22 protein-coding genes are annotated in these 23410 nt (G+C 61.9%); 11 read left to right on the forward strand and 11 right to left on the reverse strand.

Annotated elements, in window-relative coordinates:
- Positions 1-280 precede the first annotated feature (280 nt).
- From C725_RS16455 to C725_RS14405, 3 genes are read right to left on the reverse strand one after another with little or no spacing between them, the layout of a single operon-like run.
- Positions 281-433 (reverse strand): hypothetical protein, encoded by a 153-nt coding sequence (locus C725_RS16455; protein WP_008603910.1) that lies wholly within the window; start codon positions 431-433, stop codon positions 281-283.
- Between the two features lie 14 nt (positions 434-447).
- Positions 448-1137, reverse strand: coding sequence for an RES family NAD+ phosphorylase (locus tag C725_RS15995; protein WP_078056323.1), 690 nt, complete (start codon positions 1135-1137; stop codon positions 448-450).
- Positions 1134-1571 carry an MbcA/ParS/Xre antitoxin family protein gene (locus C725_RS14405; RefSeq protein WP_038283633.1) on the reverse strand — a complete coding sequence of 146 codons (438 nt, stop codon included), beginning with the start codon at positions 1569-1571 and terminating at the stop codon, positions 1134-1136. The genes C725_RS15995 and C725_RS14405 overlap by 4 nt, the downstream gene beginning before the upstream one ends.
- A gap of 337 nt (positions 1572-1908) precedes the next feature.
- On the opposite strand from C725_RS14405, the gene C725_RS14410 reads away from it, so the two are divergent.
- The 3 genes from C725_RS14410 to C725_RS14420 all read left to right on the forward strand — a co-directional run bounded on the left by C725_RS14410 (position 1909) and on the right by C725_RS14420 (position 4375).
- On the forward strand, positions 1909-2346 hold the full coding sequence (locus C725_RS14410; RefSeq protein WP_008603912.1) for a PA2169 family four-helix-bundle protein: 438 nt from the start codon (positions 1909-1911) through the stop codon (positions 2344-2346).
- A 385-nt stretch (positions 2347-2731) separates the two neighbouring features.
- Positions 2732-3778 carry a tyrosine-type recombinase/integrase gene (locus tag C725_RS14415; RefSeq protein WP_338046346.1) on the forward strand — a complete coding sequence of 349 codons (1047 nt, stop codon included), beginning with the start codon at positions 2732-2734 and terminating at the stop codon, positions 3776-3778.
- Positions 3779-4108: 330 nt separating this feature from the next.
- On the forward strand, positions 4109-4375 hold the full coding sequence (locus C725_RS14420; RefSeq protein WP_038283636.1) for a WGR domain-containing protein: 267 nt from the start codon (positions 4109-4111) through the stop codon (positions 4373-4375).
- Between the two features lie 88 nt (positions 4376-4463).
- Here the strand turns inward: C725_RS14420 and C725_RS16545 are convergent, their stop codons facing one another.
- The 4 genes from C725_RS16545 to C725_RS14440 form a co-directional block, all read right to left on the reverse strand.
- The gene (locus C725_RS16545; RefSeq protein WP_008603914.1) at positions 4464-4709 is read right to left on the reverse strand and encodes an ArgI2 arginase; all 246 of its coding nucleotides are present in this window, start codon (positions 4707-4709) and stop codon (positions 4464-4466) included.
- A 415-nt stretch (positions 4710-5124) separates the two neighbouring features.
- Positions 5125-7332, reverse strand: a complete 2208-nt coding sequence (locus C725_RS14430; RefSeq protein ID WP_243442767.1) for a molybdopterin cofactor-binding domain-containing protein — start codon at positions 7330-7332, stop codon at positions 5125-5127.
- A 23-nt stretch (positions 7333-7355) separates the two neighbouring features.
- On the reverse strand, positions 7356-7847 hold the full coding sequence (locus C725_RS14435) for a (2Fe-2S)-binding protein (protein ID WP_008603916.1): 492 nt from the start codon (positions 7845-7847) through the stop codon (positions 7356-7358).
- Entirely contained in the window at positions 7844-9142 is a 1299-nt protein-coding gene (locus C725_RS14440) for a cytochrome c (protein ID WP_008603917.1), read from the reverse strand. Before C725_RS14440 ends, C725_RS14435 begins: the two co-directional genes overlap by 4 nt.
- Positions 9143-9455: 313 nt before the next feature.
- Here C725_RS14440 and C725_RS14445 point away from each other — a divergent pair, with 313 nt between their 5' ends.
- The 3 genes from C725_RS14445 (at position 9456) to C725_RS14455 (ending at position 12643) form a co-directional block, all read left to right on the forward strand.
- Positions 9456-9947, forward strand: coding sequence for an AAA domain-containing protein (locus C725_RS14445; RefSeq protein ID WP_149864714.1), 492 nt, complete (start codon positions 9456-9458; stop codon positions 9945-9947).
- Positions 9948-10080: 133 nt separating this feature from the next.
- Positions 10081-11544: an amidohydrolase family protein gene (locus tag C725_RS14450; RefSeq protein ID WP_008603919.1), complete on the forward strand. Its 1464-nt coding sequence runs from the start codon at positions 10081-10083 to the stop codon at positions 11542-11544.
- A gap of 163 nt (positions 11545-11707) precedes the next feature.
- On the forward strand, positions 11708-12643 hold the full coding sequence (locus tag C725_RS14455) for an SDR family oxidoreductase (protein ID WP_008603920.1): 936 nt from the start codon (positions 11708-11710) through the stop codon (positions 12641-12643).
- Positions 12644-12667: 24 nt separating this feature from the next.
- Here the strand turns inward: C725_RS14455 and C725_RS14460 are convergent, their stop codons facing one another.
- On the reverse strand, positions 12668-13336 hold the full coding sequence (locus C725_RS14460) for a TIGR02117 family protein (RefSeq protein ID WP_008603921.1): 669 nt from the start codon (positions 13334-13336) through the stop codon (positions 12668-12670).
- Positions 13337-13347: 11 nt separating this feature from the next.
- Positions 13348-14757: an amidohydrolase family protein gene (locus C725_RS14465; protein ID WP_051051470.1), complete on the reverse strand. Its 1410-nt coding sequence runs from the start codon at positions 14755-14757 to the stop codon at positions 13348-13350.
- Between the two features lie 1569 nt (positions 14758-16326).
- Here C725_RS14465 and C725_RS14475 point away from each other — a divergent pair.
- Positions 16327-16749 carry a 3'-5' exonuclease family protein gene (locus tag C725_RS14475; protein WP_038283640.1) on the forward strand — a complete coding sequence of 141 codons (423 nt, stop codon included), beginning with the start codon at positions 16327-16329 and terminating at the stop codon, positions 16747-16749.
- The gene (locus C725_RS16000; RefSeq protein ID WP_160165735.1) at positions 16746-17333 is read left to right on the forward strand and encodes a MobA/MobL family protein; all 588 of its coding nucleotides are present in this window, start codon (positions 16746-16748) and stop codon (positions 17331-17333) included. The genes C725_RS14475 and C725_RS16000 overlap by 4 nt, the downstream gene beginning before the upstream one ends.
- A 204-nt stretch (positions 17334-17537) precedes the next feature.
- Here the strand turns inward: C725_RS16000 and C725_RS14485 are convergent, their stop codons facing one another.
- Together C725_RS14485 and C725_RS14490 are read right to left on the reverse strand one after the other, a co-directional pair.
- Positions 17538-18116 (reverse strand): ATPase, encoded by a 579-nt coding sequence (locus C725_RS14485; RefSeq protein WP_008603925.1) that lies wholly within the window; start codon positions 18114-18116, stop codon positions 17538-17540.
- An 8-nt stretch (positions 18117-18124) separates the two neighbouring features.
- Complete coding sequence (locus C725_RS14490; RefSeq protein ID WP_008603926.1) at positions 18125-18481, reverse strand: TA system antitoxin ParD family protein; 357 nt, start codon at positions 18479-18481, stop codon at positions 18125-18127.
- 291 nt (positions 18482-18772) lie between these two features.
- On the opposite strand from C725_RS14490, the gene C725_RS14495 reads away from it, so the two are divergent.
- The 3 genes from C725_RS14495 to C725_RS14505 all read left to right on the forward strand — a co-directional run bounded on the left by C725_RS14495 (position 18773) and on the right by C725_RS14505 (position 22635).
- Positions 18773-19972 carry an AAA family ATPase gene (locus C725_RS14495; protein WP_038283651.1) on the forward strand — a complete coding sequence of 400 codons (1200 nt, stop codon included), beginning with the start codon at positions 18773-18775 and terminating at the stop codon, positions 19970-19972.
- Positions 19973-20055: 83 nt separating this feature from the next.
- Positions 20056-21123, forward strand: coding sequence for a ParB/RepB/Spo0J family partition protein (locus tag C725_RS14500; protein WP_038283654.1), 1068 nt, complete (start codon positions 20056-20058; stop codon positions 21121-21123).
- Between the two features lie 270 nt (positions 21124-21393).
- Positions 21394-22635: a replication initiator protein A gene (locus C725_RS14505; RefSeq protein ID WP_038283657.1), complete on the forward strand. Its 1242-nt coding sequence runs from the start codon at positions 21394-21396 to the stop codon at positions 22633-22635.
- The last annotated feature ends 775 nt before the right edge of the window (positions 22636-23410 follow it).

Here is a 23410-nt window from a genome sequence, read left to right on the forward strand (position 1 = left end):
TAGAATGAGAATGAATAGGAGACCTGCAAAAGGAAGTGCTGCGTACCACCTCACCGCTTTCCCATCGTAGCAGGCTATAGTTCTTCGCATGCTCGGGTGTTGCCAATGATGAGAATGAAGGTCGCCGCATCTGTGAGCTTCAACACCTCACGCGCTGGTCGGGCGCAGCGCTGCGCCAAAGCGCAAACCTGTCCAAAAAGGCGGGACTACCTCACTTCCCCGAGCGGAAATATCTCACTCCCCGCTACCACTCGGATACTGAGCGGCAAATTGCTTAAAGTCAGACCCGCAAATTGTAGTCGAGGAAGCCGAGGAGCAATTGTGGTAGCGGGTTCTCGGATGCCGCCTCGACCGCATGACGACGCAGGGGGACGGCAGCTAGCGCGCTGCGATCGTCGAAACCTGCCAGTCTGTCTTTGACCTTGGACTCCACCCAATATCCTCCGATCAGAAGGTCTGCTCTAGGCTAATCTCTGGGGCGGGGTTCCCCGACCACGTAAATCGATAACGCGCCTGTTTGCGTACGTTATTGACCAGTGCAGGCCGGAAACAAACAAGACAAACGCCGCGTTCAGACCGCACGCTTGGATACACTAGACCTGCTGAACCCGCTTTTAGCAGAACCTCAGCTACATCCTGCGAGGCCACGTAACTTTCCTTATCGAGGCAATGGGCGAATTCGGGCGCTGCGGTTATGTCGTGAAACTCTCCACCAAAGTCGGCCAGATAATCGTCATAGGTTACGCTCTCTTCGGCCCAGTCGATTTCGGCGAGTTCGACCGATCTATGGAAAGCTATCTCCGCTTGCGACGTGGCGAGATCGAAACCCGCATACCATGCTCCTCGGTCTGGACCATTGAACCGGCTGCCGAGCGGGTGAGCGTGAGTGAAAGCCGCGTTCACGATCCGGTAATAGGATATGCCGAACACGAGCTCATCAATGCCGATCCCAGGAAGTAGATTGTTCTCAGCGAAAAGACGATCATTGGTCGCGTGATCGAGGTCGAAAATACCCTGCAGATGTTCGGTATTATCCGAAATTCGGGTAAGAATGCTCTCCCCGCCTTCGCTGTACTTTGAAGGGACCAACCGGTGAGTGTCATTCTGGCGCAGCCGTCTCCGAGGCGGAAGGGTCAATGTCCGCCCCGGCGGGCGTCCAGTAGTCTTCGAACGGTCTGGAAAGCCGGAAGGCCGCCGCGGATCATATAGGACAAAGGCGTTCTGCCGCCGAATATACGGTTTTTGTTGGAGAGCTGGATCCACTGGTCCGCAAGCTTCTCACTATAAAGAATGTTCAGCGCTTTGAAGATGCCCACGAGATAGGAGATGCGCCGTAACCGGTCCTCATCCAGCGTCCGGTCGGGTTTCTTCTTCAGCGCGTAATAGCCGCCGTTCGACATATCCCCGAGCAGTAGGCGGGCATCGCTGTCCTTAATTTTCCACCGCTCCATAATGTTGAAGAAGGCCCGTATTGCGTCCGAGCTCAGCCGGTCCCGCTCTGCGCGAGACGAAAGATCAATGAGAGGAGCCGGCCCTTGTTGAGTGGCAGGATATGCTAGCGGCATCGGCATAAGCTATCTCCAGACATGGACCGGAATAGCTACTGTTCCGGAGATATTCAATCTCTTCGAACCTTCTTGGGCCTGAAAATGCTAATGTGCACTGCGAGGATGCCTGACCAGACCTCATGCCAACGGCGGCGGGGTCTGCAGCAAGGCGGGTTCGGTTGATCAAGACCCTGCTGTCCGGTCGTATGTTGGGACGGCTTCATCGACAATCCGCACGGCTAGGATGCCCGTGTCATGACGATGAAGTCTCCTGAGCCTCCCAAACCGTTCAAGTCTGCCAATCGCTGAACAATGGGAGCTTTCGGTTGTTTAGGAAGAGTGCAACCAAACAGGAGAAGCTATGACTGACGCAATCAAGACACTCGAAACGCTAACCGATACTGCGATCGACAGCGCTATCGGTTATGAAAAGGCATCTGAGGGCGCCAAGGCTCCCGAACTCAAGCGCATCCTCCGGGAGCAAGGTCAGAAGCGCCGCGCGCTGGTGAACGATCTGAACGGAGAGATCACGCGTCTCGGCGGCAGCACCCGGACGGATGGCAGCACGGCTGGTAACGCTCACCAGATCTGGACGAAAATCGCGACTGCTTTCAGTGATGCTGACGAGGCTGCCGCGGAGCGCGTCGAAGAGGGTGAAGACTACATCGAGAAGAAGTTCAGAGAGGCGCTCGACCGCGGCGGGTTCGATTCCGAAACGCACCAACTTCTTACCCGCGCGCACGGCGAGATCGCCGAAGGTGAACGCCTGACGGATCGCCTTGCCGACCAATACGACTAATTGGCATTCCCGGGCGATCCCCGGCAAGCAGGATCGTCCGGGAGCCATTCCCACGACGGATACTTCCTTATCCCCACTACGAGCACGCGATCGCCAGCGAACGCCCCTTCCCTTCCACGGCCGAACACGCCCTTCCCATAATTGCACATTATGGTAACCACAAAACGGTTATTGGTAAGAACAGGGCAGCCTCATGGCGCAGCGCACGAAACGCTCATCTTCCGCGCCGAGCACCGCGAATGTGTCGGATAACGGGTATGGAGCAGCGAACGACGGTCTGACTGAAGGCGCGCGCCCTAGCAGCCATGGCGACCGGAAACCGAACCGCGGCGAAAGAAGCTCACAGACTTCGCACCCCACGGCCATGCTCGTCCGGACCGGTTCGTTGCCTCTCCGCCGCCGGAATGACGGCCGCGCACCCACGCCGGCGGTACGTCTTGCCCACACGCTGGCGCGCGCCGCGTCGGACGAACTCCCGGCAGTAAGCGCGCTCGGCCTCAAAGCTGCGCTCGAGACCATGGCGCCGGCATCGATGCTCGCGGCAGCGGCTGACCTCGATTGCTGGCTCGACTGGTGCGACGCTGAAAGCCGCCGCGCCTTCCCGGCAGACCCGGAAGATTTGGTGCGCTACCTGCGCGCGCTCGGGACAGACGGAAAAAAGCCAGCGACGCTCGCGCGCCGGATCGCCAGCCTCGCGACAACGCACCGGCTGCTTGGGTTTGATGACAATACTCTGCCGACCAGCACCGCCATGGTGCGCAACGCACTGCGCGCAAACCGCCGACAAGGCGCCGCGCAGCGCCAAGCTGCACCACTGCGGTTCGGCGGCGAACCCGCCGGAGTAGGCGGATTTACAATCGCCGCCATGCTCGACGCATGCGCCTCCGATCCGCAAGGCCTCAGGGATGCCGCGCTGCTGTCGGTCAGCTACGATGCAGGGCTGCGCGTATCCGAGCTGATTGCGGTTGCGGTCGACGATGTTCGGCCGCAGCCGGACGGATCCGGTCTTCTGTTCCTGCCGCGCTCGAAAACAGATCAGGAGCAGCTTGGCGCCTGGGCATCCCTGTCTGCCGATACCATGCGGCGGCTCAGATCATGGCGCAGTGAAGCTGACGTATCTGAAGGACCACTTTTCCGCCGGGTCGGTGTCGACCGACGCCGCGCGAAAGCGAACGCTGCCGCCGAGGCTCGCTGGCCTGAAGATGCTGCGACTGTGGGCAGGGCCAAGGCTGGAGAGCTCGTGACCTACACGATCGGCGAGCGTCCCCTCACGCGCCAAGGCGTGACCGGTATCTATCGGCGGATTGCACTGAGCGCTGCAGAGCAAGGATTGGTGGACGTTCCCCCGGACGAACTTGACCGTGCGGTGAAGGCGCTGTCGACGCATTCACTTCGGGTCGGGCGGGCACAGGATCTTTTTTACTGCTGGTGAGGATGGGGCTGAGATCGCACTCACATTACGTTGGTCGTCACCGTCGACGGCGCTGCGTTATGGACGCCAGCTCCAGGCCGGAGCGGCGTTGCCGCGCGGGTGTTCCGCGGCGTCCGGCGCTGACAACGCCGACTCTTAGGAGGCTCGGAGCACCGATGCCAACTCTGTTGGGGCTATCGTCGGCGACTGGGCATGCTGTTGCTAGCCGAACTGCCGGCATCCGAGCCGCTGTGTCAGCGGTGCCCTGATTCATTTCCTGAATCAATAGGGAAGAACAGAACGAGAATCTGCGTTGGAGGCGCTCGCAGAGCAGGTGGTAAACAGGCTACTATGTTTGCCACCCTTCCTTTCGAGCCCCTCGTCTTCCGGGCGATCAGCAGAGATGGCCGGATCGCGCGCCACTACGAAATCGAAGCTGCTTACGATCTGTTCGGCGGGGTGATAGTCGAAACGCGCTGGGGGCGTATCGGCCAGCGGTACCGTGAATGTCAGCGGTTCTTTGCTAGCGAAGAAGAGGCAGCGAGCTACGTACGCGCTATTCTAGATCGTCGAGCGAGCGCAGAGCGAAGGATTGGCGTGCCGTATCGCGTGTTTTAAGACATTGGGCACATCCTGGTTAGTCTACTCTTGGGTCGCTGAACGAACTCCTTTTGCTACGCCGAAAAGCAGGCGTTGCTCTCCGCATTCATGGCGCTGCTGTTTCGAGCGCTGCGGCTAGTGCGTTCGCGAAGCGGCGCCCGACGCTGCCGTCCTCAAGGCGCGGATTGTAAATAATGATTTCGAGGCCGACTGCCTTGCCGCTCGCCAAGGCAACTCGGAGCGCAGCCCCTAGCTCATCCGCGACAGCGTCTTCAGGGCACACCAGAGGACCGCAACCTTCGATGTCGGTCAAGAGCGAGGGGCCATAGCCGGTGACGAAGGCGAGATCCATCGAGGCGCCCTCACCCTTGGGTTCGTCTCGGGCTGGAACAAATCGACGTTGCCATCGGTGGAGAGCAGGCCGTAGCGGCCGCGCCGCCGAAGCGCGAGCATCGAGCCCAGCACGATCGTGCAATGGCCGCCCAGCACCACCGGAAACTCGCCCGTCGGGGATCCGGGATCGGGTCCTTCGGAGGCACCGCCAGCCACTCAGCACGGAATGCGCTTCGCAAGACCGACGTCCAGGAGTTGGTGGAGCAAGCGCTCCACACCGTCGGTCGCTAGGCTCAGCGTGGAAGGAGCTTCGAGAATTGCATCGCTGCAGGTATCACATTCTCGTCAGGAAGTGGGCAATTACCGACGCCTGACTTCGATCTCAATCCAAACGCTTCTGCCAGAAGACAATGGCGAACTTCAGATTCAGGTGACTAGCGCCTCGTGCGAATGGCGTCGTCAGTCAGAGGCATCTCCCGCAGGCGTCGGCCGGTGGCAGCTGCAATCGCGTTGGCATAGGCTGCCGCCGCCGGGCCTTGCGCGGCCTCACCGGTGCCGAGGAAGGGCTGGCCCGGCCGATCGACCAGATCAACCTCCACGCTGAGCGGTACGTCTTCGAAGCGCAGGATCGGGTAGACGCTCCAATCGTAGCTCGTGCGGCTGCGCTCGTCATACGCGACAGCTTCATGCCCGGTCCAGCTGATCGACTGCAAGATCCCACCCTCGATCTGGTTACGAATGCCGTCGGGATTGACGATATCCCCGCTGTCGACCGACGCCACCGCGCGGTGTACGACCACCCGGCCGCTGTCGCGCAGCACCTCTACGTCCATCGCAATCGCGCAAAAGGCGCCGAGGTTCTTATAGCGGGCAAAAGCGAAACCGTGGCCGCGCAACGTTCCGGGCGTACGGCGTCCCCAGGCGAAGCGATCGGCGGTGCGCTCGATCACCGTCCGGGCGCGCATATCGGCCATGTGGCGCAAGCGGAACGCAACCGGGTCGCTGCGGGTGGCAAGCGCCAACTCGTCCATGAAGGACTCGATGGCGAAGACATTCATGTGCGCGCCGAGCGACCGAATAGCCGAAACCCGTAGCGGCATGTCCTGCAGGAAGTGCTTTGTTACCCGCGCATTGGCGAGTGCATAGAGCGGGATGGAATTGCGATCGCCACCACCTTCGGGCTGCGGCAGTGAGCGTGGTGACGCAGGCGTGAAACCGCGCCCGAGTTCCTGCGCGGCGATCAGGTCGCCTGCTCGCGAGGGGCGGGTCACGTGCGTGTTGCTCCACACCTGGTGATTCCATGCGATGATGCGCCCAACCGCGTCCAGTCCGCCGCGTAGCTCGACGACCTGCGCCGGGCCGAGCGGCTCCCACCCATGTTCCTGCTCGCGCGACCAGAGCATTCTGACCGGCCGGCCGGGCACCGCGCGGGCGGCGAGCGCAGCATCGGCGGCGACATCGTCCGCGCCGTTATGGCCGTAGCAGCCCGATCCCTCCACGTGGACGCAGCGCACGCGCTCGGGCGGCATGCCCAGCATCTCGGCGATCGCTCCGCGCAGCGGATTGACCCCCTGGCTGTGCGTCCAGATGGTCATGATGCCATCCTCCAGCAGCGCCACCGCGCAAGAGGGGCCGATCGCACCATGCATAAGCCATGGGCGCGTGTAGCGCGCGGCGACCCAGCGCACGGCCTCACCACCGGACTCATCCTGCCGGTCGAGGATCGGCTCGACGCGTGGCGACAAGCCTTTCACCACCGCGGCGCGGTCACCGGTAGGGATTGGCTCGCCTGGACGCTCCCATTCCAACTGCCCGAGGATACGCAGCGCCTGGACCAGCGGCCATTCCCTTCGCCCCAAAAGCGCGATGAAGCGCCCTTCGCTGACCACCCGATCGACACCGGGCAACCCCGCCATCGCGGCTACGTCCGGATCGATCAGTTGCGTGCCCTCCGCCGGGCCACGCACCACGCGGGCGTGAAGCATGCCCGGCAATTTCATGTCATGGACATAGGCGGTGCCGCCGGTCAGCTTGGCGGGAATGTCGATCCGCGGCAGGTGCTTGCCGATAAGCCGCCGAGCCCCGATGGGCTTGCGCGGAATGTCCAAGCGCGCGGGTACGTGCAGCGATAGGTTCGCGGCGATTGCGCCATAGTCGAGCGTGCGCCCGTTGCCGTCTGTAACCTGCCCGTTGCGAGTGGAAAGCGACGCGACCGGCACGTCCCACAGCCGCGCTGTCTGTTCGGCCAGCAAGTGGCGGACATTGGCGGCCGCGTTGGCGACGGCGGTACCGCTATCTTCCATGGAGTGGCTGCCCGCGGTCAGCCCTTCGTCGGGTGAGCTATGCGTATCCGCAGTGACCAGCGTTAGCCGATCAAGGCCGATATCGAGCTCGTCGGCGGCCAATTGCACGATCGCGGTCTTGATCCCTTGTCCGAGCTCCGCCTTACCCGTGAACACCGTCACCTGACCGTCGGCCGCGACGCGGATCCAGCTGTCAAGCACCGGATGCTGGCCGAGACTGCCGGGCAGGCCGGGCGCGACTTCCCCTTCTCCGTTTGCCTGCCCTTCGACACCGCCGCCTTGCCCGGTCGCCTGCGGTCCGAGTGCGAATAGCACCACGAGACCCCCGCCCGCGATCATCTCGCGGCGCGAAAGGTGTGCGTTCATCGCACCGGCTCCGCCGCATCGGTTACGCCGCCGCCACGCATAGCCGCTGCGCGCCGGACCGCGCGCAATATGCGCATATGCGTGCCGCAGCGGCAGAGCACCGGGCGCATCGCGGCGCGCATCTCCGCTTCGCTGGGGCTGGTCGTGCGGCGCAACAACGCCTCGGCGCGTGCCATCATGCCGGGGATGCAATAGCCGCATTGCGCCGCCTGCTCCTCGGCAAAAGCCTGCTGCACGATGCCGGGCGCCTCGCGCGTGCCGAGCCCCTCCACCGTGGTGATCATGCGGCCAGCCAGCGCAGCGATCGGCGTGATGCAAGCGAACACCGGCTTGTCGTCTACCAATACCGTGCACGATCCGCACTGGCCGAGGCCGCAGCCGAACTTAGCGGCATGTAGGTCGAGATCGTCACGCAGGACATAGAGCAGCGGCGTGGCGGGATCGACGTTGATCCGGTGCGACGTGCCGTTCACCTCAAGCTCGATCATGGCGCACTGTTCTCCCGTGCCTCGGTTACCTCCTCCACCAGATCCGGCCACTCGGGGCCCGACCCGTAGCGCGTGCGCAAATAGGCGACGAGCTGCGCCACCTGCCGATCTGTCAGGATATCGCGGTAAGCGGGCATGAACGGGCCGGCTTCGTCCACCGGCGGCTGGAGGCCGTTGAGGATGATCTGGATGGTGTCATGCGGGTGGCGCTCGTGCAGCGGGCTGCCAAGCGGCAGGGCTGGGCGTCCGCCCAGTGCCATCATCGTTGCGCCCGGCTCGTGGCACGTGGCGCAGGCGCCGGCAAATAGCGCTGCACCGGCAGGATGCGCGCGTCGCGCTGTTTCGCTGCGATCGGCGAGCGGCGGTTCGCGGTTGGATGCCGGAGCATCGCGCATCCACCAGGCATAATAGCTGGAGAGCGCGCGCACGTCGGCCTCGTCCGCGCGGGCGAGGTTGTGGGTGACCGGCCCCATCGGCCCCGCCGCGGCGGCATGGTGAACGCTCAGCCCCGTACGCAGATAGCTCTGCAGCCGCCTGGCGGTCCAGGCGCGCACTGCCGGTGAGGTCTCGTTGAGCGGCGGCGCATACCAGCCGGCCGACCAGCCGCCGTTATAAGCTTCGCTCCGCTGTTCGGCACCCAGCCAGTTGCGCGGTGAGTGGCAGGCGCTGCAATGAGCGAGCCCCTCGCCCAGATAGGCGCCCCGGTTCCACTCGGCCGACTGGTCCGGATCGCGGCGGAAGCGGTCGGGCTCGAAGAACAGCAGCTTCCAGCCAGCAATAAACGGGCGGAATTTGAGCGGCAGCGGCAATTCGTTGACGGGCGCTTCGGCGCGCACCGGGTCGCGGGTCATGAAGTAGGCGTAGAGCGCGCGCAGATCTGCATCGCTCACCAACGTGTAGTGGGTATAGGGAAAGGCCGGATAGAGATGGCGCCCATCGCGGCTCACCCCTTCGCGCATCGAGCGGGTGAAAGCCTCCAGCGACCAGCGGCCGATGCCGGTCTGCGCATCGGGAGTGATGTTGGTGCCGTAGATCGTACCGAAGGGCGATTGCACGCCGTACCCGCCCGCGAAAGGGCGGCCATGTGCCGATTGGTGGCAGCTCACACAGTTTCCGATCCGCGCCAAGTTCTCGCCGCGCCTGATCTCGGCCGCGGCAAAGGCGGTGCGCGGCGGCGGCGTGATCTCCGCGATCGGCGGGCGATGCGCCCACACCAGGAAGAGGAGGAACGCAAACAGGAGCAGCGCCAAGACAATCACCAGCCAACGTAGCCAGCCGGAGCGCAAGACTTTCATCCGCAAGAAGCTTTTCCGATTGTAGCGCTGCTCCGCATCTCTGCCGAACAACACGAGGACGCGGAGAGTTCCTTTGCATCCCGCCTAGACCGAGCGCCCTCATTATGGCGGGGGTCTTGGAAGGAACTGGACAATGTGGTTTCCGTTGGCCTCTCGCCCATTACGTCTGCTTCCGACAGAGCATTTTTCGTGGGCGCATGGCGCAGAAAGAAGCGCTGCAACGTCGAGTTCCCCACGACCACCGGCACATGGCGTTGCGCCAGCTGTTCCTGCGCGCGTCCAACGCTATTCAGCGGATAAGCCAGTGCTGCTGATGAGTTCGATCTCGGTCGCGCAGGTCCTCACCCCCGGCAAGATTGGCTTCGACCTCCTGGTGTTCGACGAGGCGAGCCAAGTCCCGCCCGAGGATGCGTTGGTTGCCATAGCGCGCGCTCGTCAGGTGGTTATCGTCGGCGACCAGAAGCAGCTGCCACCGACCTCCTTCTTCGATCGACTACTCGCTGACGATGGCGACGCTGAAGATCTGGACAAGGAAGGTGAGGTCCTGCTCGGAGGAGCTGCGACACTCGGCGAACTCGAGAGCATCCTTTCGTTGTGCGAAGCGCGCGGGTTGCGAATGAGGATGCTGCAATGGCACTACCGCTCCCGCGACCCGTCACTGATCCGCGTTTCGAACCGTGAGTTCTATCGAGACGAGCTCATTCTGCCGCCGTCGCCACTGCAGAAGGATCCGTCTTGCGGGCTGATCTTTACGCGCGTCGCCGGTCTACACAACGGTGGGTGCGTGAACGACCACTCCGCCTAAATGTGCCGTCGCCGCATTCTCTTCATGGCTCGAAATCGCAGCGTTAGGCGCTCGCCGCCGCCAGACGATTGTCAGCGCCACGCGATGCTGTAGGCTTGGTCCCTGCGGGTGGGGCAGCCAAGGAGAATGCCGGATGCCGCCAGACTTCGACCTCGATCCCCAAGGGCGGCGCTTGCCGGTCAAGATCGACCGCACCTCAAATGGTGAGTACGTTGCGCCGCCTCTCACGCCAACGCAGCGCCTCGCAAACGATCTCGCTCACGAAGCCGCCAGTGAAAATGCCAGGCGGCTGGGACTTGAACGCCGTGCGTTCCTGATCACAGCGGCGGGTGCCGCTTCGACGCTGGCTGCCTGCAATCATGCCGCCGATGCGCTGGGCGAGCGCGGAAGCCGCTTCGCCGTGCCGGAGGAGGCCGCCCTCGACGATGCTCAGGCAAAGGACACGCTGGCGAAGCGGGAATTCATCTTCGACGTGCAAACCCATTGCGTAAAGCCTGACGGACGATGGATCAACGGCACGGCGGGCGAGCGCTGGCGGCGCAATCTGACAGAGGTCTTCGGTCAGGCCGCACGATGCGGCGAAGGCGAGTATGACTGCTTTTCCGCGCAGGTACTCGCCAAAGAAGTGTTCCTCGATTCCGACACCGATGTGGCGGTGGTCTCTGCCCTGTGGGGCGAGCCTTCGCCGACACCGATCGACTATGCGGCCGAAGCGCGCGAGATCGTCGCCGCGATCGGAGGCGAGGGCGCAAGGGCGCTGATCCATGGTGGCGTGTTCCCGCAGGTTCCGGGACAGATCGAGACGATGGACGAGAAGGCGCAGCGCTATGGTGTCGCCGCGTGGAAGATGTATCCGCAGTACGGTCCGGACGGGACCGGCATCTTCCTCACCGATCCCACTGCGCGTGCAATGTTCGACCGCGCCCGCGCGTTGGGCGTCACAACGGTCGCGGTGCACAAGGGGCTGCCGCTGCCCGGGCTCGCCTATGAATATTCGAGCCCCAAAGACATGGGACAGGCCGCTGTCGAGAACCCGGACATCACCTTTCTCACCTACCATTCCGGCTTCGAAGCGGAGGTCGCCGAGGGCCCTTACGATCCCGAAGATCCGAAGGGCGTCGACCGCCTGATCAAGGCCCACCAGGAGGCGGGGCTGCAGCGCAACAGCGGGAACCTGTACGCAGAGATGGGATCTATGTGGCGCCACTTCATGACCCGGCCGCAAGAGGCGGCGCACGTGATGGGCAAGCTGCTGAAATATTTCGGCGAAGAGCGTATCATGTGGGGGACGGACTCGATCTGGTACGGCAACCCGCAAGACCAAATCCAGGCATTCCGCACGTTCGAGATCTCGCCGGAATTTCAGGAACGGTACGGCTACCCCGCGCTGACGCAGGACGCCAAGCGCCGGATTTTTGGCCTTAACGGCGCGCGGGTCTATGGCATTGATGTTCCGGCAGTCACCGTAACCGGCGAGCTGGCCGAACGCCGCGCCGCTTACCGGGCCGAGCCAAATCCCAGCTTCCAGACCTACGGGCCGAAGAACCGGCGCGAAGTGCTGGCGCTGTGGAACGCCCATGGCGGACGGCCGGGCTAAGGCCCTTCACGCCGGTTCAGCAAAGCTTTCCGTGAGGTTACCGCCGCCGCGCGGAGGCACTGCCGCCTCGCAGCGAAAACAGGGCAGGCTGCCGGAACCTGTGGTGAGCCCCGATCGTCCGAACCTTGTGCGCTGACAGGGCGCGCATCGTCAGGAGAACCACATGTCGCCAGTCGACCGACGGGCCGTCCTCTCGGCCACACTTGCCGGGGTGGCTGCGACGATTCCCGTTGCAGCCACCGCGCAGACGCCGCGCGAACAATCTCCGCTCGGCGGAAAGGTCGCCTTCGTGACCGGAGCCGCGCGGGGGATCGGGCGAGCGACGGCGGTCGAGCTTGCCCGGCGCGGCGCGGACGTGGCGCTCCTCGACATCGCCGAGCCGCAGGCGACCGGGTCGGCGACCGCCTATCAGCTGGCCGGCGCCGACGATTTGCGGGAGGCCGAGCGGCTGGTGCGTGCGGAGGGCGTACGCGCCTTGCCGATCGTCGCCGATGTGCGCGATCTCGCCGCCATGCGCGCGGCCGGCGAGCGCACGGTGGCGGAACTTGGCGGCATCGACATCGCCGTACTCAATGCCGGGATCTGGGGAACGCCCGACACGGTGGATGAGATGGACTCGAACGTTTGGCGCGACGTGATCGATATCAACCTGATCGGCGCGATGAACTCCGCCCAAGGCGTGCTGGCCGGATTACGGCGCAGTGACGGCGGGCGGATGGTGATCATCAGTTCCGTCAGCGCGCAAACCGGCGGCTCAGCCGATTCCATCGCCTACAACGCCTCGAAATGGGGTGTGACCGGGTTGATGAAGAGCCTTGCGCTGGCGCTGGGTCCCGACGGGGTGCGCGTTAATGCGGTGGCCCCGGGCCCCGTCGACACGGTGCTTCTGCGGGATGGCGTCTTGCGGGGATCGCGCGGCCTCTCGTCGTCCGAGGCGCAGGAACAATCCGTCCGTGAAGGACAGCCGCTGCCCGTTGGCATCATGGAGCCGCAGGCGATCGCCGATACGGTGGCGTTCCTGGCCGGCCCGGAGGCGGCCAATATTTCGGGCACGACCATCGATGTGAACGCGGGCTCCTCGGCGAACACATCGGTCTGATTGCCGGGAAGAAGCGCTGCCCGCTCACTCCTCGTCGAAACGCCACATGAGACCTTGAGCGAAGGGCGTCCAGACGCCGATCGTGGCCCCCGCATCGGCCACCCGGTTCGCGGTCCACTGGTTGGATGTCGCGAAGGCATGGTAGGTTCCGCGCGCCTCGTAGAACACGTCATCGTCCTTGTAACCGCTGCCGGGCAGGGGTATCGCCCGCCCTTCCCCATCGGACACGAAGCTTCGGGCAATGGCACGGGCCATGCGGCGGTAGCCGTCCGGCGACAGGTGAAGCGGCCGAGTCGATGCAGATGGACCGGGCCGGCTCCTGTGCTCCACATGCAGCAGCGCCTCGCCCCCTAGCATCGCCTTGGCCGCGACACCGAGGGTCAAGTCCGACCAGTTGCGGGTCTTGAGATAGAAATCGCGCTGGCCCCAGCCGATGGCGATCCACCCCGCCGCCGAAGCGGGGTCCGGCACGTCGGCAGGTGGAAGAAGGGCGTACCAGTCGACCCCCGTCGACCGGGCCGGCACAATCAGGTCGGCATGAACGGCATTGCTGCTCACGAAGACGGGGATGCCCCGTTCGGGCTGCTGCCAGCCCACATTGCGCGGGATGAGCGCCCCGGCGACAGCCAGCAGCAGATAGACGAGCGGGATGAGCAGCACCAATCCCGCGACGCGTGCCAGGATACGAGCCATCGCCGCCCGCCTCAGTACGGCGCAGACGGTGGCGCAGGTTCGGCCCTTCGGCGGATCCGGGCGAGTGAGTGCGCGGCGGCTTGCGCCGTGGCGTGTTCGGAGAGGCGGATCATCCTGCCGCCCCGCTTTACAATTCGGCCGTCCACCATGACTAGGGCGACGTCGCGACTGCCCGCTGAATAGACGAGAAGCGCGCTCGAGTCCTCGTCCGCCGGGCCCATGTTCAGGCTGCGCGTGTCGACCAGGATCAGGTCCGCGCGCTTACCCGGCTCCAGCGAACCGATCTGGTCGGCAAGGCCGATCGCGCGCGCGCCTTCAATGGTCGCCAGCTCCAGCAGGCGGCGGGGCAGGATAGACAGCTCGCCCAAGCCGGCCGCCTGGACATTGTGCGCCGTCCGCATCACCGGGAACATGTCAGGCGCGCCGCCAAGTGCGCCATCGAGGCCCAGCCCGACCCGGCCCAGCGGTTGGAGATAATCGTTGACGCGCGTGAGGCCATAGCCGACCCGGTGCTCGGTAATCGGCGTCAGCGACACGCCAGCGCCTCGCTCTCGCACTCGTGCCAGTCGCTCCGGCCCAGCACCTGTGGCGTGGACTAGCAGCATGTCCGGGCCAAGCCATCCGCGTGCGATCAGCGCATCCAGCTGCGCCGGCCCGTTCTCTCCGCTGATGTGCGTCGAGATGGGGAGGCCCAGCGCCCGCGCCACACTCAACTCGTGCGCAGCTCGGGCGAACTCGGCCGGTGGCGCGTCCTTTCGCGGGGTGCGCAAGCCCAGCCCCAAGTCGATCAGGCCGCCTGCGGACCAGTCGTCGCGCCCATCGTGCAGGTTGCGCAGATGGTCGAGCGCCACCGGCTCGTCCGCCGCCATTCCGTCATGCGAGGTGTAAAGAAATCGCGCGCGAATACCCGCCTGCCGCAGGCCGGCGATCGCGGCATCGGCATGAGCCGGGGAGCGGATGTTGTCGCAATAGGCGAGCGTGGTGGTCACGCCCGCCGCCAGCGCTCCGGCCGCGCCAAACAGCGTGCCGACCCGCATGTCCTCGGGACGGAACGCCGCGCCCAACCGCTCGACCAGCGGAAAGTAGCGGGTAGCCTCTGAGCGTCCGAACAGCCCGCGCATCTGCGACAGCCAAAGATGATTATGAGTGTCGACGAAGCCGGGCATCAGGATGTGCCCGTCTGCCTCAATCACCTCCGCATCCGGCGCAGACAGTGAGCGGCCGATCCTCTCGATGCGGCCGCCGCGAACCAGAAGGTCGGCAACGCCTGCGTCATTCCTATGCACACCTGCCATGGCCAGAAGCCGTGCACCGCGTAGCAGCACCGGGCGCTCAGCGATGGTAGCACGTCCAACGCCACCGGCAGCGAGGAGCGCGCCTGCCAAGCCGCTGCGCAGTAGAGTGCGTCTGCGCATCAGCATAGGTCCGTGTGATCCTTCATAGCAATTCAACGCGCCGCAGGGTTTCACGCTCCGCGGGCTATAGTGAAGCGGCAATCGCCACATGATTATCTGACGCCGCTTGCTTCGGTATTTTCCAGTAGCCTTGTTCCCGCACGGGACGCTCAGCGCATGCGGCGAGTGGCGGCTTCGCGCCCCCATCTCAGTCAGCAAATAAACCAGCGTTTCGACCGTACCGGCGCTGAGTGACCACTGGCGCGTTCAAACAGGTGTTGTCGACACTACAAAGCGCATCAACCGGTCAACTCCGTCGCAAGGTGTAGACAAGCGCTGGGTAAAGCGTCGCGGCTTCCGGGGCTTCACACGGAAGCGCGCCGTGCTGCGGTCGGTAGGCCGTCGCGCCGCCGTCATGCACAATACGTCTCGCACGGCTCGTCAGTGCTTGCCACGATGAAGTCCTGCGCATCAAAACTATGTCGCCGCCATCAAGGGCACCAAGGCGACTTGTAAACCCGTCAAACGCCTTGATGCCCATGGTGGGGGCGGCACACTCTGCCCCCGAGTCCGTACGGTTCCCAGATCAGACCGAGTGCCGGTCAGAGACGAAGTTGTAACCTGCGCTTGTACTACTGTCACTCTTCGCAAACGGTTCCGCCCCGCATTTGTCTTCATCGGTAGTCAGCGGGAGAATCTGAGAGAATAGCCCAATCAAGAGCTGCCAGTGAACCTCTGGCTCGACATGTCGGCAGAATGCTTGTCGCGGCGATCGCGGAAGCGTCGGACGCGTGGTGATCCATGTCATGGCCTTTTCTGACTTGGCTGGAGCGGTCGTGGCCGCGGCGGTCGCTCGCGATTTCTGGTAGCCTTGTCGAAGAAAAGCAGCATCTGGCTGTCCCAGTCGTCCGCGCCAGCAATAGTGGAACAAGATCGGCTGCGCGTCCTTCCGGCCCCGGTCCTTGTAATAAACCTCGGCCCCGTCTTCTGTGGTCGCAAATGGCATGTCTCTGTCCTTTTCTGCTGTTGCTCGCGATGACGTTCTCTTCCGTCCTATCTCGTTGCACCGCCGAACCCCGGGAGCGGCGGCGGCGTTTCGACACGTTGTCCGAGATCCACACGGCCGTCGGGCGCGCTCGCGAGAGCCAGAACCTCTTCGCCGCTGATATCGGCTTCGATATCAATGAGCCATTTTGGGAGCTGATACCCCTCGACGCCGCGCACGCGCGCCAATCTTCGTGGCGACCGGCAAGGCAAGAACAAGTGCGTAGAAGTGGCGTTCGCGCACCGACTTCAGGAGGCTCAGTGCGTCCGGCTTTTGGCGCCGGGAGGCCTCAACAGGATCGCTACCGAGACCTCGTTGTAGGGATCGTTGTCGCACACGTCGTAGCGGAAGAAGGTCAGCGCCACGAAGCCGGCGACCGGAAACGGGCTGGGGGCCTGAGAGGATCCGGCAGCATAGATCGTAGCCTGACGACTGATGCCTTCAACAGCAGCTGCACGCTGCTGGTCTTGTAATAGAAATTAGGTGTCCAGGCTTCGCCGACGCGGGTCTGCACCTTGCGCTTGGGCACGGGAGAGATTGCCCCAACAATAATGGGGATTCACGTCCATTCGCGTTCACCGGTGGGGAAACATAGCGACCTTCTTCAGGGGATCACTCAGTTCGGAGGCGCACCGAAGTTTAGCCTGAACGCATTTTGCGCGGCGCTCTCCATCCCCTGTAAGATCGAGAAGGACGGCAAGCGCGTGGCTCAGCTCGTTGCCGAGGAGGACTGGCCTGCCCTTAGCAACTACTGCGAACGGGACGTGGTCGCGACGTACCTCGCCGCGAAGCATTGGGAGGGAGCCCAGTACGGACAGCCTGAAGCTGTCCTCGAGGCATGGGCGGGCCTCGCCGGCTGGATCCAAAGCGATCAGCCCGCACTTGAACATCTGCTTCCGTTCGCCAATCCCCCCAGGATGCACGGTGGCGGTGACGTGCTCGGAGACGCCGACTTTCTGGAGATCAACTGGTGAGCGGCCTGGGCACGCGGAAGCCGTTCGTCTGCCGCCCGGTGTCGATCCAGTGGCGGGGTTCTCCCGCTTCCTTAGATAGTTCGAAAACAGCCCTGTCGGCTGCTGCCTATATCCGCCGCACCCGGTTCGAGCTGAGTGGAATGGACGCTATCGATTTCGTAAAGCGAAGAGACGACCTTCTCGCTGTTAAACCTTTCCTCCCCTCGGATGAACCAGAGTGGACAAGGTCGACCTACCTGCGCTGGAAGAAGGCTGACGAGGTCTCGGAGGCGACAGCCAATCCGGAAGACATCCGGGCCTGGCATGTTGTCGGCGATCTTCCTGAAGGCGCTACCCCAGGTGAATGGCTGGACGGCTGCTCCACCCTCGTACAGCGATGCCTCCCGCGAAATGCAGTCGCTGATCTGGCGCTTCATGTACCCCAAGGTGATACGCCTCCGCACATGCATCTCCTCGTCGCCAGCCGAAAAGCTGACAGCTTTGGCTACCATGCGATCGATTACGACCTGCACAGGCAGCTGGACGTGGAGCTTCGGATTGCATGGTTGGAGTGGTGCACCGTTCCGCTCCCGCTTGCTTCATAGGGCAGACCGCACGAATCTATGATAGTAAAGGATCGTGTCGTTGGCTCCAGCCGGCGGCGCGGTCCTTCTATGTCTTGCGTTCCCCCTTCTGCTGATCCCGGCGGTAACTGGAGGCGTATGTCGTCTTTTTGCACTGCCCCGTGCAGGACAGAATTCATAAACTCTCCGTCCATTGTACGTCGGGACAGATCCTGCTCGATGTTTTTATCGAATGCGAAGGTCGGCCTGATAGGCTGACCGGATCCAGGCGGGGAGACGTGCCATTGCAAAGGTAAGCCGGCCATTTGAGAACGTAAGACAATGCATTGGCGGTCGGTTGAGGCGGGAGTTGTCGAAGACGATGGCGCGATTAACCTTGAGAACTGCCTCCCGAATGATCGACGCATTGCGGCCATATCGAGCACGAATCTTCTCTTCGGGAACGGCGTGTCCCCCCTCCCCTACCCTCGCTTTAACCCGCTCGACCGATAAGTCCGGCGAGTTCACACCCACGTGCATTACCACTACGGTAAAGCCGTTCGACCGGGCTTTGTCGATCAGATCGAGCTTCGAGGAGTGAGAGAAGACGGTTTCAGTTACGAAATCCCTGCCCTCGGCGATGAATTCGTCGCGGCGCGACGAGGCAATTCGGGCAGCTTCATACGAGGCCTCCGGTGACGCGTTGCCCATCTCATCCCGTTGAATGATGTCAGCGTTTATGAATGGTCCTGCAAAGGTCGGAGCTACGCGCGTAGCGTAAAGCGTAGATTTGCCGGCCCCGTTCGGCCCGGCAAGCACAATCATCGTAGGCCTCACGCGGCCGCAGGTTCGTGCTCATAGACCAGCTTGCCGGAGTCATCGAGACCCACGCCCTGCCCAAGTCGGCGCCGCTTCTCGAAAAACGCCTCCTCGCTTGGCGCCGGCTGCCCCATCTTCCCCACAAATGCGTCTAGCCAAACGTCTTTTTCTTCTTCGCCGAGGTCTCGGGTCTCAAGCTCGCCAGTGAGCGCCGCCGAGAGACGCGCATGATCGAAGTGCCCGGACCTCTCAATCACTCGGCCAATACGCAGCCAGTAGGTGATCTGGCCCGCAACTGAGCGGCTTTGAAGTTCTGACTCGCGGCGAACGATCTTCATGACCTCGTCGCTGATTTTCACTGACTGCGCCATTGTGCTGCCTCCTCCTCGCAAGGTGGCATTTTGCCACCGAACTCTCAAGGCGTTTGAAAGCTACACAACTCAGCGCAAACTCACCTTTAAAGGTCCCTTTTCTAAACCAACGGGAACTCGACGAGTTTTGACGGCTGTAAGCTTCCCTAGTCCGCCACGCTCAACTCCGCGGCTTGTCCCTCACCAGCAGCTCTCAAAAGGCGGGAAGTACGTCAGATGATCGTCACTTCCGTGAACGAACTTTTATTGATATTGCACAACAAAGCTTCAAATTCCGCAGGGAGCCTCCGAATGCATTCAAGAGACGACACGATCGCCGATCTGGCGGAAGCGGGCGAGCGTATGGTTGAACGGCTTCGGAAGAAAGCCTTTCTGCCTGAAGCGCGCAAAGGTCTAAGCGTGCGCTATGGCATTGCTGAAGCGGCACAGCTGCTCAACTGCTCGACCAACCGGATCAGAATGGCTGAGGAGGATGGGCGTCTGCCCCCTGCCCCAGCTTCAGACAACGGACGGAGGCTGGGCTATACAGTGGCTGACCTCCTTAACATGCGCGAGGTGCTGGATGCTTCGCCCAAACGGGGCCCCGCCGATCCCCCGGTTCTGATCGCCGTTCAGAATTTTAAGGGCGGTGTGGGAAAGTCGACCGTTACGACGCACCTAGCGCATTATCTGGCGGTCCAAGGATACAGGGTCCTAGTTGTCGATTGCGATAGTCAGGCGACGACTACAACTCTGTTTGGGTTCAATCCGCATTTCAATATCAGCAGGGATGAAACCCTCTATCCTTACCTGTCGATCGACCCGACGCAGAAAGACCTTCTTTATGCAGTGAAGAAGACCCCGTGGCCCAATGTCGACCTCATCCCTTCAAACCTTGAACTTTTTGACGTCGAGTATGAGCTTGCGGCTAGCGGCGCTGGTGGTGGCAGTGTCCTTGCTGCCCGCTTCCGCAAGCTGAAGGCTGGCCTTGAGGATCTTGCGCGAGAATATGACGTCGTGCTGCTTGACCCCCCCCCCGCCCTCGGCACGATCAGTCTTGCCGTCATGCAGGCCGCGTCAGCACTGCTCGTACCGCTAGCAGCCACCACTCCGGATTTCTGTTCGACGGTGCAATTCCTCTCGATGATGGAACAGGTGTCCCAGCAGCTCGCTGATGCCGGCATTCATGTACGCTATGATTTCGTTCGTCTTCTGTGTTCGAAATTTGACGCGAATGACCCCAGCCATGCGATGATGCAGCAGATCATGCAGCAGGCATTTGGGCCGGCCCTGCTCCCGGTCTCTATTTTAGAATCGGCGGAAATTAGTCACGCCGCACTCCGGATGATGACAGTCTACGAACTGGAAAGGCCGATTGGGACAGCCCGGACGCACAAACGCAGCAAAGCGAATTTGAATGAGGCGCTCTCTCAGATCGAGCAACTCGTCCGCCGTTCCTGGGGGATCGCGGTCCCGGCGAGCGAGGAGGACATAGTCAATGAAGCGGCCTGATGCATGCTTCGTGTTTCCCCGGGGAAACACCGGTTTTGGTGAAGGCTTCGGCTTCTCTTCATTTTTGTGCAGCGGGTTTCAGCATGGCTAAACAGAAAGACTATCTCGCCGACCTTCTGAAGGAGGAAGAGGACGCTCCGCCCTCGCCTGAAACCGAGAAGGAACAGCAACCAAGCAGCTCGCCCGAGCCTCATGCTAGGGACCGCCGAGGCGCCATGACCTTGCTCAGCCGCGAAAGCGCGCTTAGCCGCGTGGCATCTGGTGAGGTACGCCAAGTCACCCAGCTTATGCTCGATCCGGCTAACGTCGGCGTGTGGGAAGGCAATGCTCGCCGTTACGATCAACTCACCAAGGAGAACACCAGGGACCTGATCGACTCGATCATCTCCGAGGGCGGCCAGAAGGTACCCGTCATCGTCAGGCGGCCGACTGGTTCCCGAAGTGTCGATTATGAAGTGATCGCCGGCACTCGCCGTCATTTTGCAATCAGTTGGCTTCGGAAGCACTCCTATCCGGACATGAGACTTCTCGCCGAAGTTCATGAACTCGACGACGAAGCATCCTTCCGCCTCGCAGATATCGAGAACCGCGCCCGGAAGGACGTTAGCGATCTTGAGCGCGCCCAGAACTATGCTGCAGCCCTCATTGCGCACTACAATGGCAGTGTAACGGGCATGGCCGAGCGCCTTCGTATTTCGAAAGGTTGGCTTTCGAAGATGCTCAAGGTCGCCGCCTTGCCAGATTGGGTGATCGCCGCTTTTGCCTCGCCGGCCGACATAAATTTGAAACCCGCCTACCCACTCGCTCAGGCAGTCGCCGACGAGATCCGCGAACCGTTCATACAGGGTGAAGCACGGCGACTGGCGGAGGAACAGCAGGCGCTAAAAGAAAGCGGACAGTCCCCGATACCCGCCCCAGAGGTCATCCGACGCCTGCTCACGGCTGGCGCCGAACAAGACGACGACTCCGCTTGGAAGGTTATTGTGCCATCTAAGCATGGGCACCCTGCCCTCAGTGTTCTTTCCCAGAACCGCCAGGGCGTAACTGTACGGCTTCATGCGGGATCTGGCGCAAGCGAGGCAGAATTGGCTCAAGCCCTGAGAACCGCTCTCGGAAAGCTCAAGGAGGCCGGTAGGCCTCTGGCCCGATAACAAAGGATAACGAGATGTCTCGGCTTTTCGGGAACCGCGGACAGGTGGGAAACGCCGTTTGCGGCCGCGTGCGTGTGCCTGGGGGAAACCATACGAGCGCCCAATTATGACGGATGGTTTTTGTGAAATTCGATCGGCCTCGCAACGATACCGCAGTCTTCGACCTCGTTGTAGAATGGTGTTTCCCCGGGGAAACGCAGGCGCTGTCCCTGAGTGTTTCCCCGGGGAAACACTGGGTGTCGGTGTGGCCATTTCCCCAGGGAAACGGCCATGAGCGATAGACCAAAACAGTCAATCTCATCGCAGTTCGACCTGTTCCTTCCCTATATCGCTGATCTGAGCTTTCGCGATCAGCGTGAGATGATGGAGCGCCCGTTCTTCTCTCTTTCGAAGTCCAAGCGCGTGAAGCCCATCGACTACACTTCGCCCAACGGCAAACTGTGGGTCCACGTCTCTGCGAATCCCGATTATGGGATCGCCACCATCTGGGACGCGGACATCCTCATCTATTGCGCCAGCGTTCTCGCAGATATGCAGCGCCGCGGTGTAAATGACATCCCCCGTAAATTGAACGTGATGCCGTACGACATTCTTCGGTCGATCGGCAGGCCAACAACGGGCCGGGCTTACGAACTCCTGGGAGGTGCACTCGACCGTCTCGTCTCAACAACAGTCAAGACGAACATCCGTGCCGAGCACAGGCGGGAAGCCACATTCAGCTGGCTTGATGGCTGGACACAGCTGGTCGACGAGCGAACCGAACGCTCCCGAGGCATGACGCTTGAGCTGTCGAACTGGTTCTACGAGGGCGTCATTATGCAAGGCGGCGTTCTTGCTATTGACCGAGCTTACTTCGATCTGACGGGCGGCCGAGAGCGATGGCTCTACAAGGTAGCGCGTAAGCATGCAGGCGGCGCCGGGGCAGGGGGGTTTGCAATCGCCCTTCCGACTCTCTTTGAGAAATCCGGTTCAGAAGGGCAGTACCGGCGCTTCAAGTTTGAAATTAATAAGATCGTTGAGAGCAATAGCCTGCCGGGGTACCAGCTGAAGATGGAGCAAGCAGCATCCAAAGGCGATCCCTTGGTGCGGATGATCCGCCGCGACGCGGTACCAACGAATGAACCAAAAGGGCAGGGGGGTCGCGCCCAACTTGGTAGTGTGGCTCAGACGAGCTCCAAGAAAGCTGGTCCAAAGAGCAGGGAAGACGGTGCCAGCCCTCCTAGAACCGAAGCTAAGCCCGTGGCCGCTAAAGAGGCCGCGAATGCTCGTTCTATGGCAAGGAGGGCAATCGTCGGTCTTTCCAATCGAGCGACAGCCGGGTTTCTTACTGATGAAACCATCGACTTCCTAAGGCGAGAATGTCCAGGCTGGGATCTGCATACCCTTCACGAGGACTATAAGAGGTGGGTGGACGCAGACGAGGCGCGTACCCCTGTAGACTGGCAAAAAGCCTTTATTGGCTTCGTCCGGCGCCACGACAAAAAGCACCGCCACGAGCTTAACCGTCGGTGAGGACATTTCGGCGCCAACCGTTCCTGAAGTGTCGTGCTTAGATCGAAGCCGGCGGGCCACCATCGATCAGATCGTGAATGCACGCACCTTTTGAACGTCGCTTAGGGGGTCATACTGCAAACTGATTCAAATGTGGCTCCGTTTTCCACAACTCTCAGCGAGTATCGTACTTTCGGGAACGCACTTCGTACCTTCGGGAACGTATCGTCGACACTTCGGGAACGACCTAGCCGACACTTCGGGAACAATATCTCGACACTTTAGGAACGGCCCAGGCGACGCGACTCGCAAGGTTTAAGCGGAATCTGAGGACTTGCCCGATCGCTTAACCTTCAAACATCCTCTTAACCAATTAACTTGGAAAACAAATTTCCAGAAGGGAACGGGCGCCGACCTTGGCAGCACAAGGATCAGTCTGACGCCAAACACATCACAAAGCTCATAAACATCCCCATGATGATAATTTACGCTCAGCGGCAGACGATCACGATCCCCTCCAACAATAGTGAAGAAGAGGGTGGATAGCGTGCAGGCGAGGGGGTGATAACGCGCCGATCCTAAACACATCCTGACGTGCTCTCATTGCGGCTACGACATCGGTAGCAGCGCTTGTTGCATCTGACTGGCTCGAATTACGACCTGCGATCAGGGAAGTATCGAAGCTTCCTCTTCGCGTGAAAAGCATCTTCCAATCAGACTGCGTCATAGCCGCAGCCCCTCCATCTGGTCTTCCGCTAGCCAAATAGCTCTCTCATCTTCATGTCCTCACTGAATC

The organism is Pacificimonas flava (assembly GCF_000342165.1).
Classification (GTDB): domain Bacteria; phylum Pseudomonadota; class Alphaproteobacteria; order Sphingomonadales; family Sphingomonadaceae; genus Pacificimonas; species Pacificimonas flava.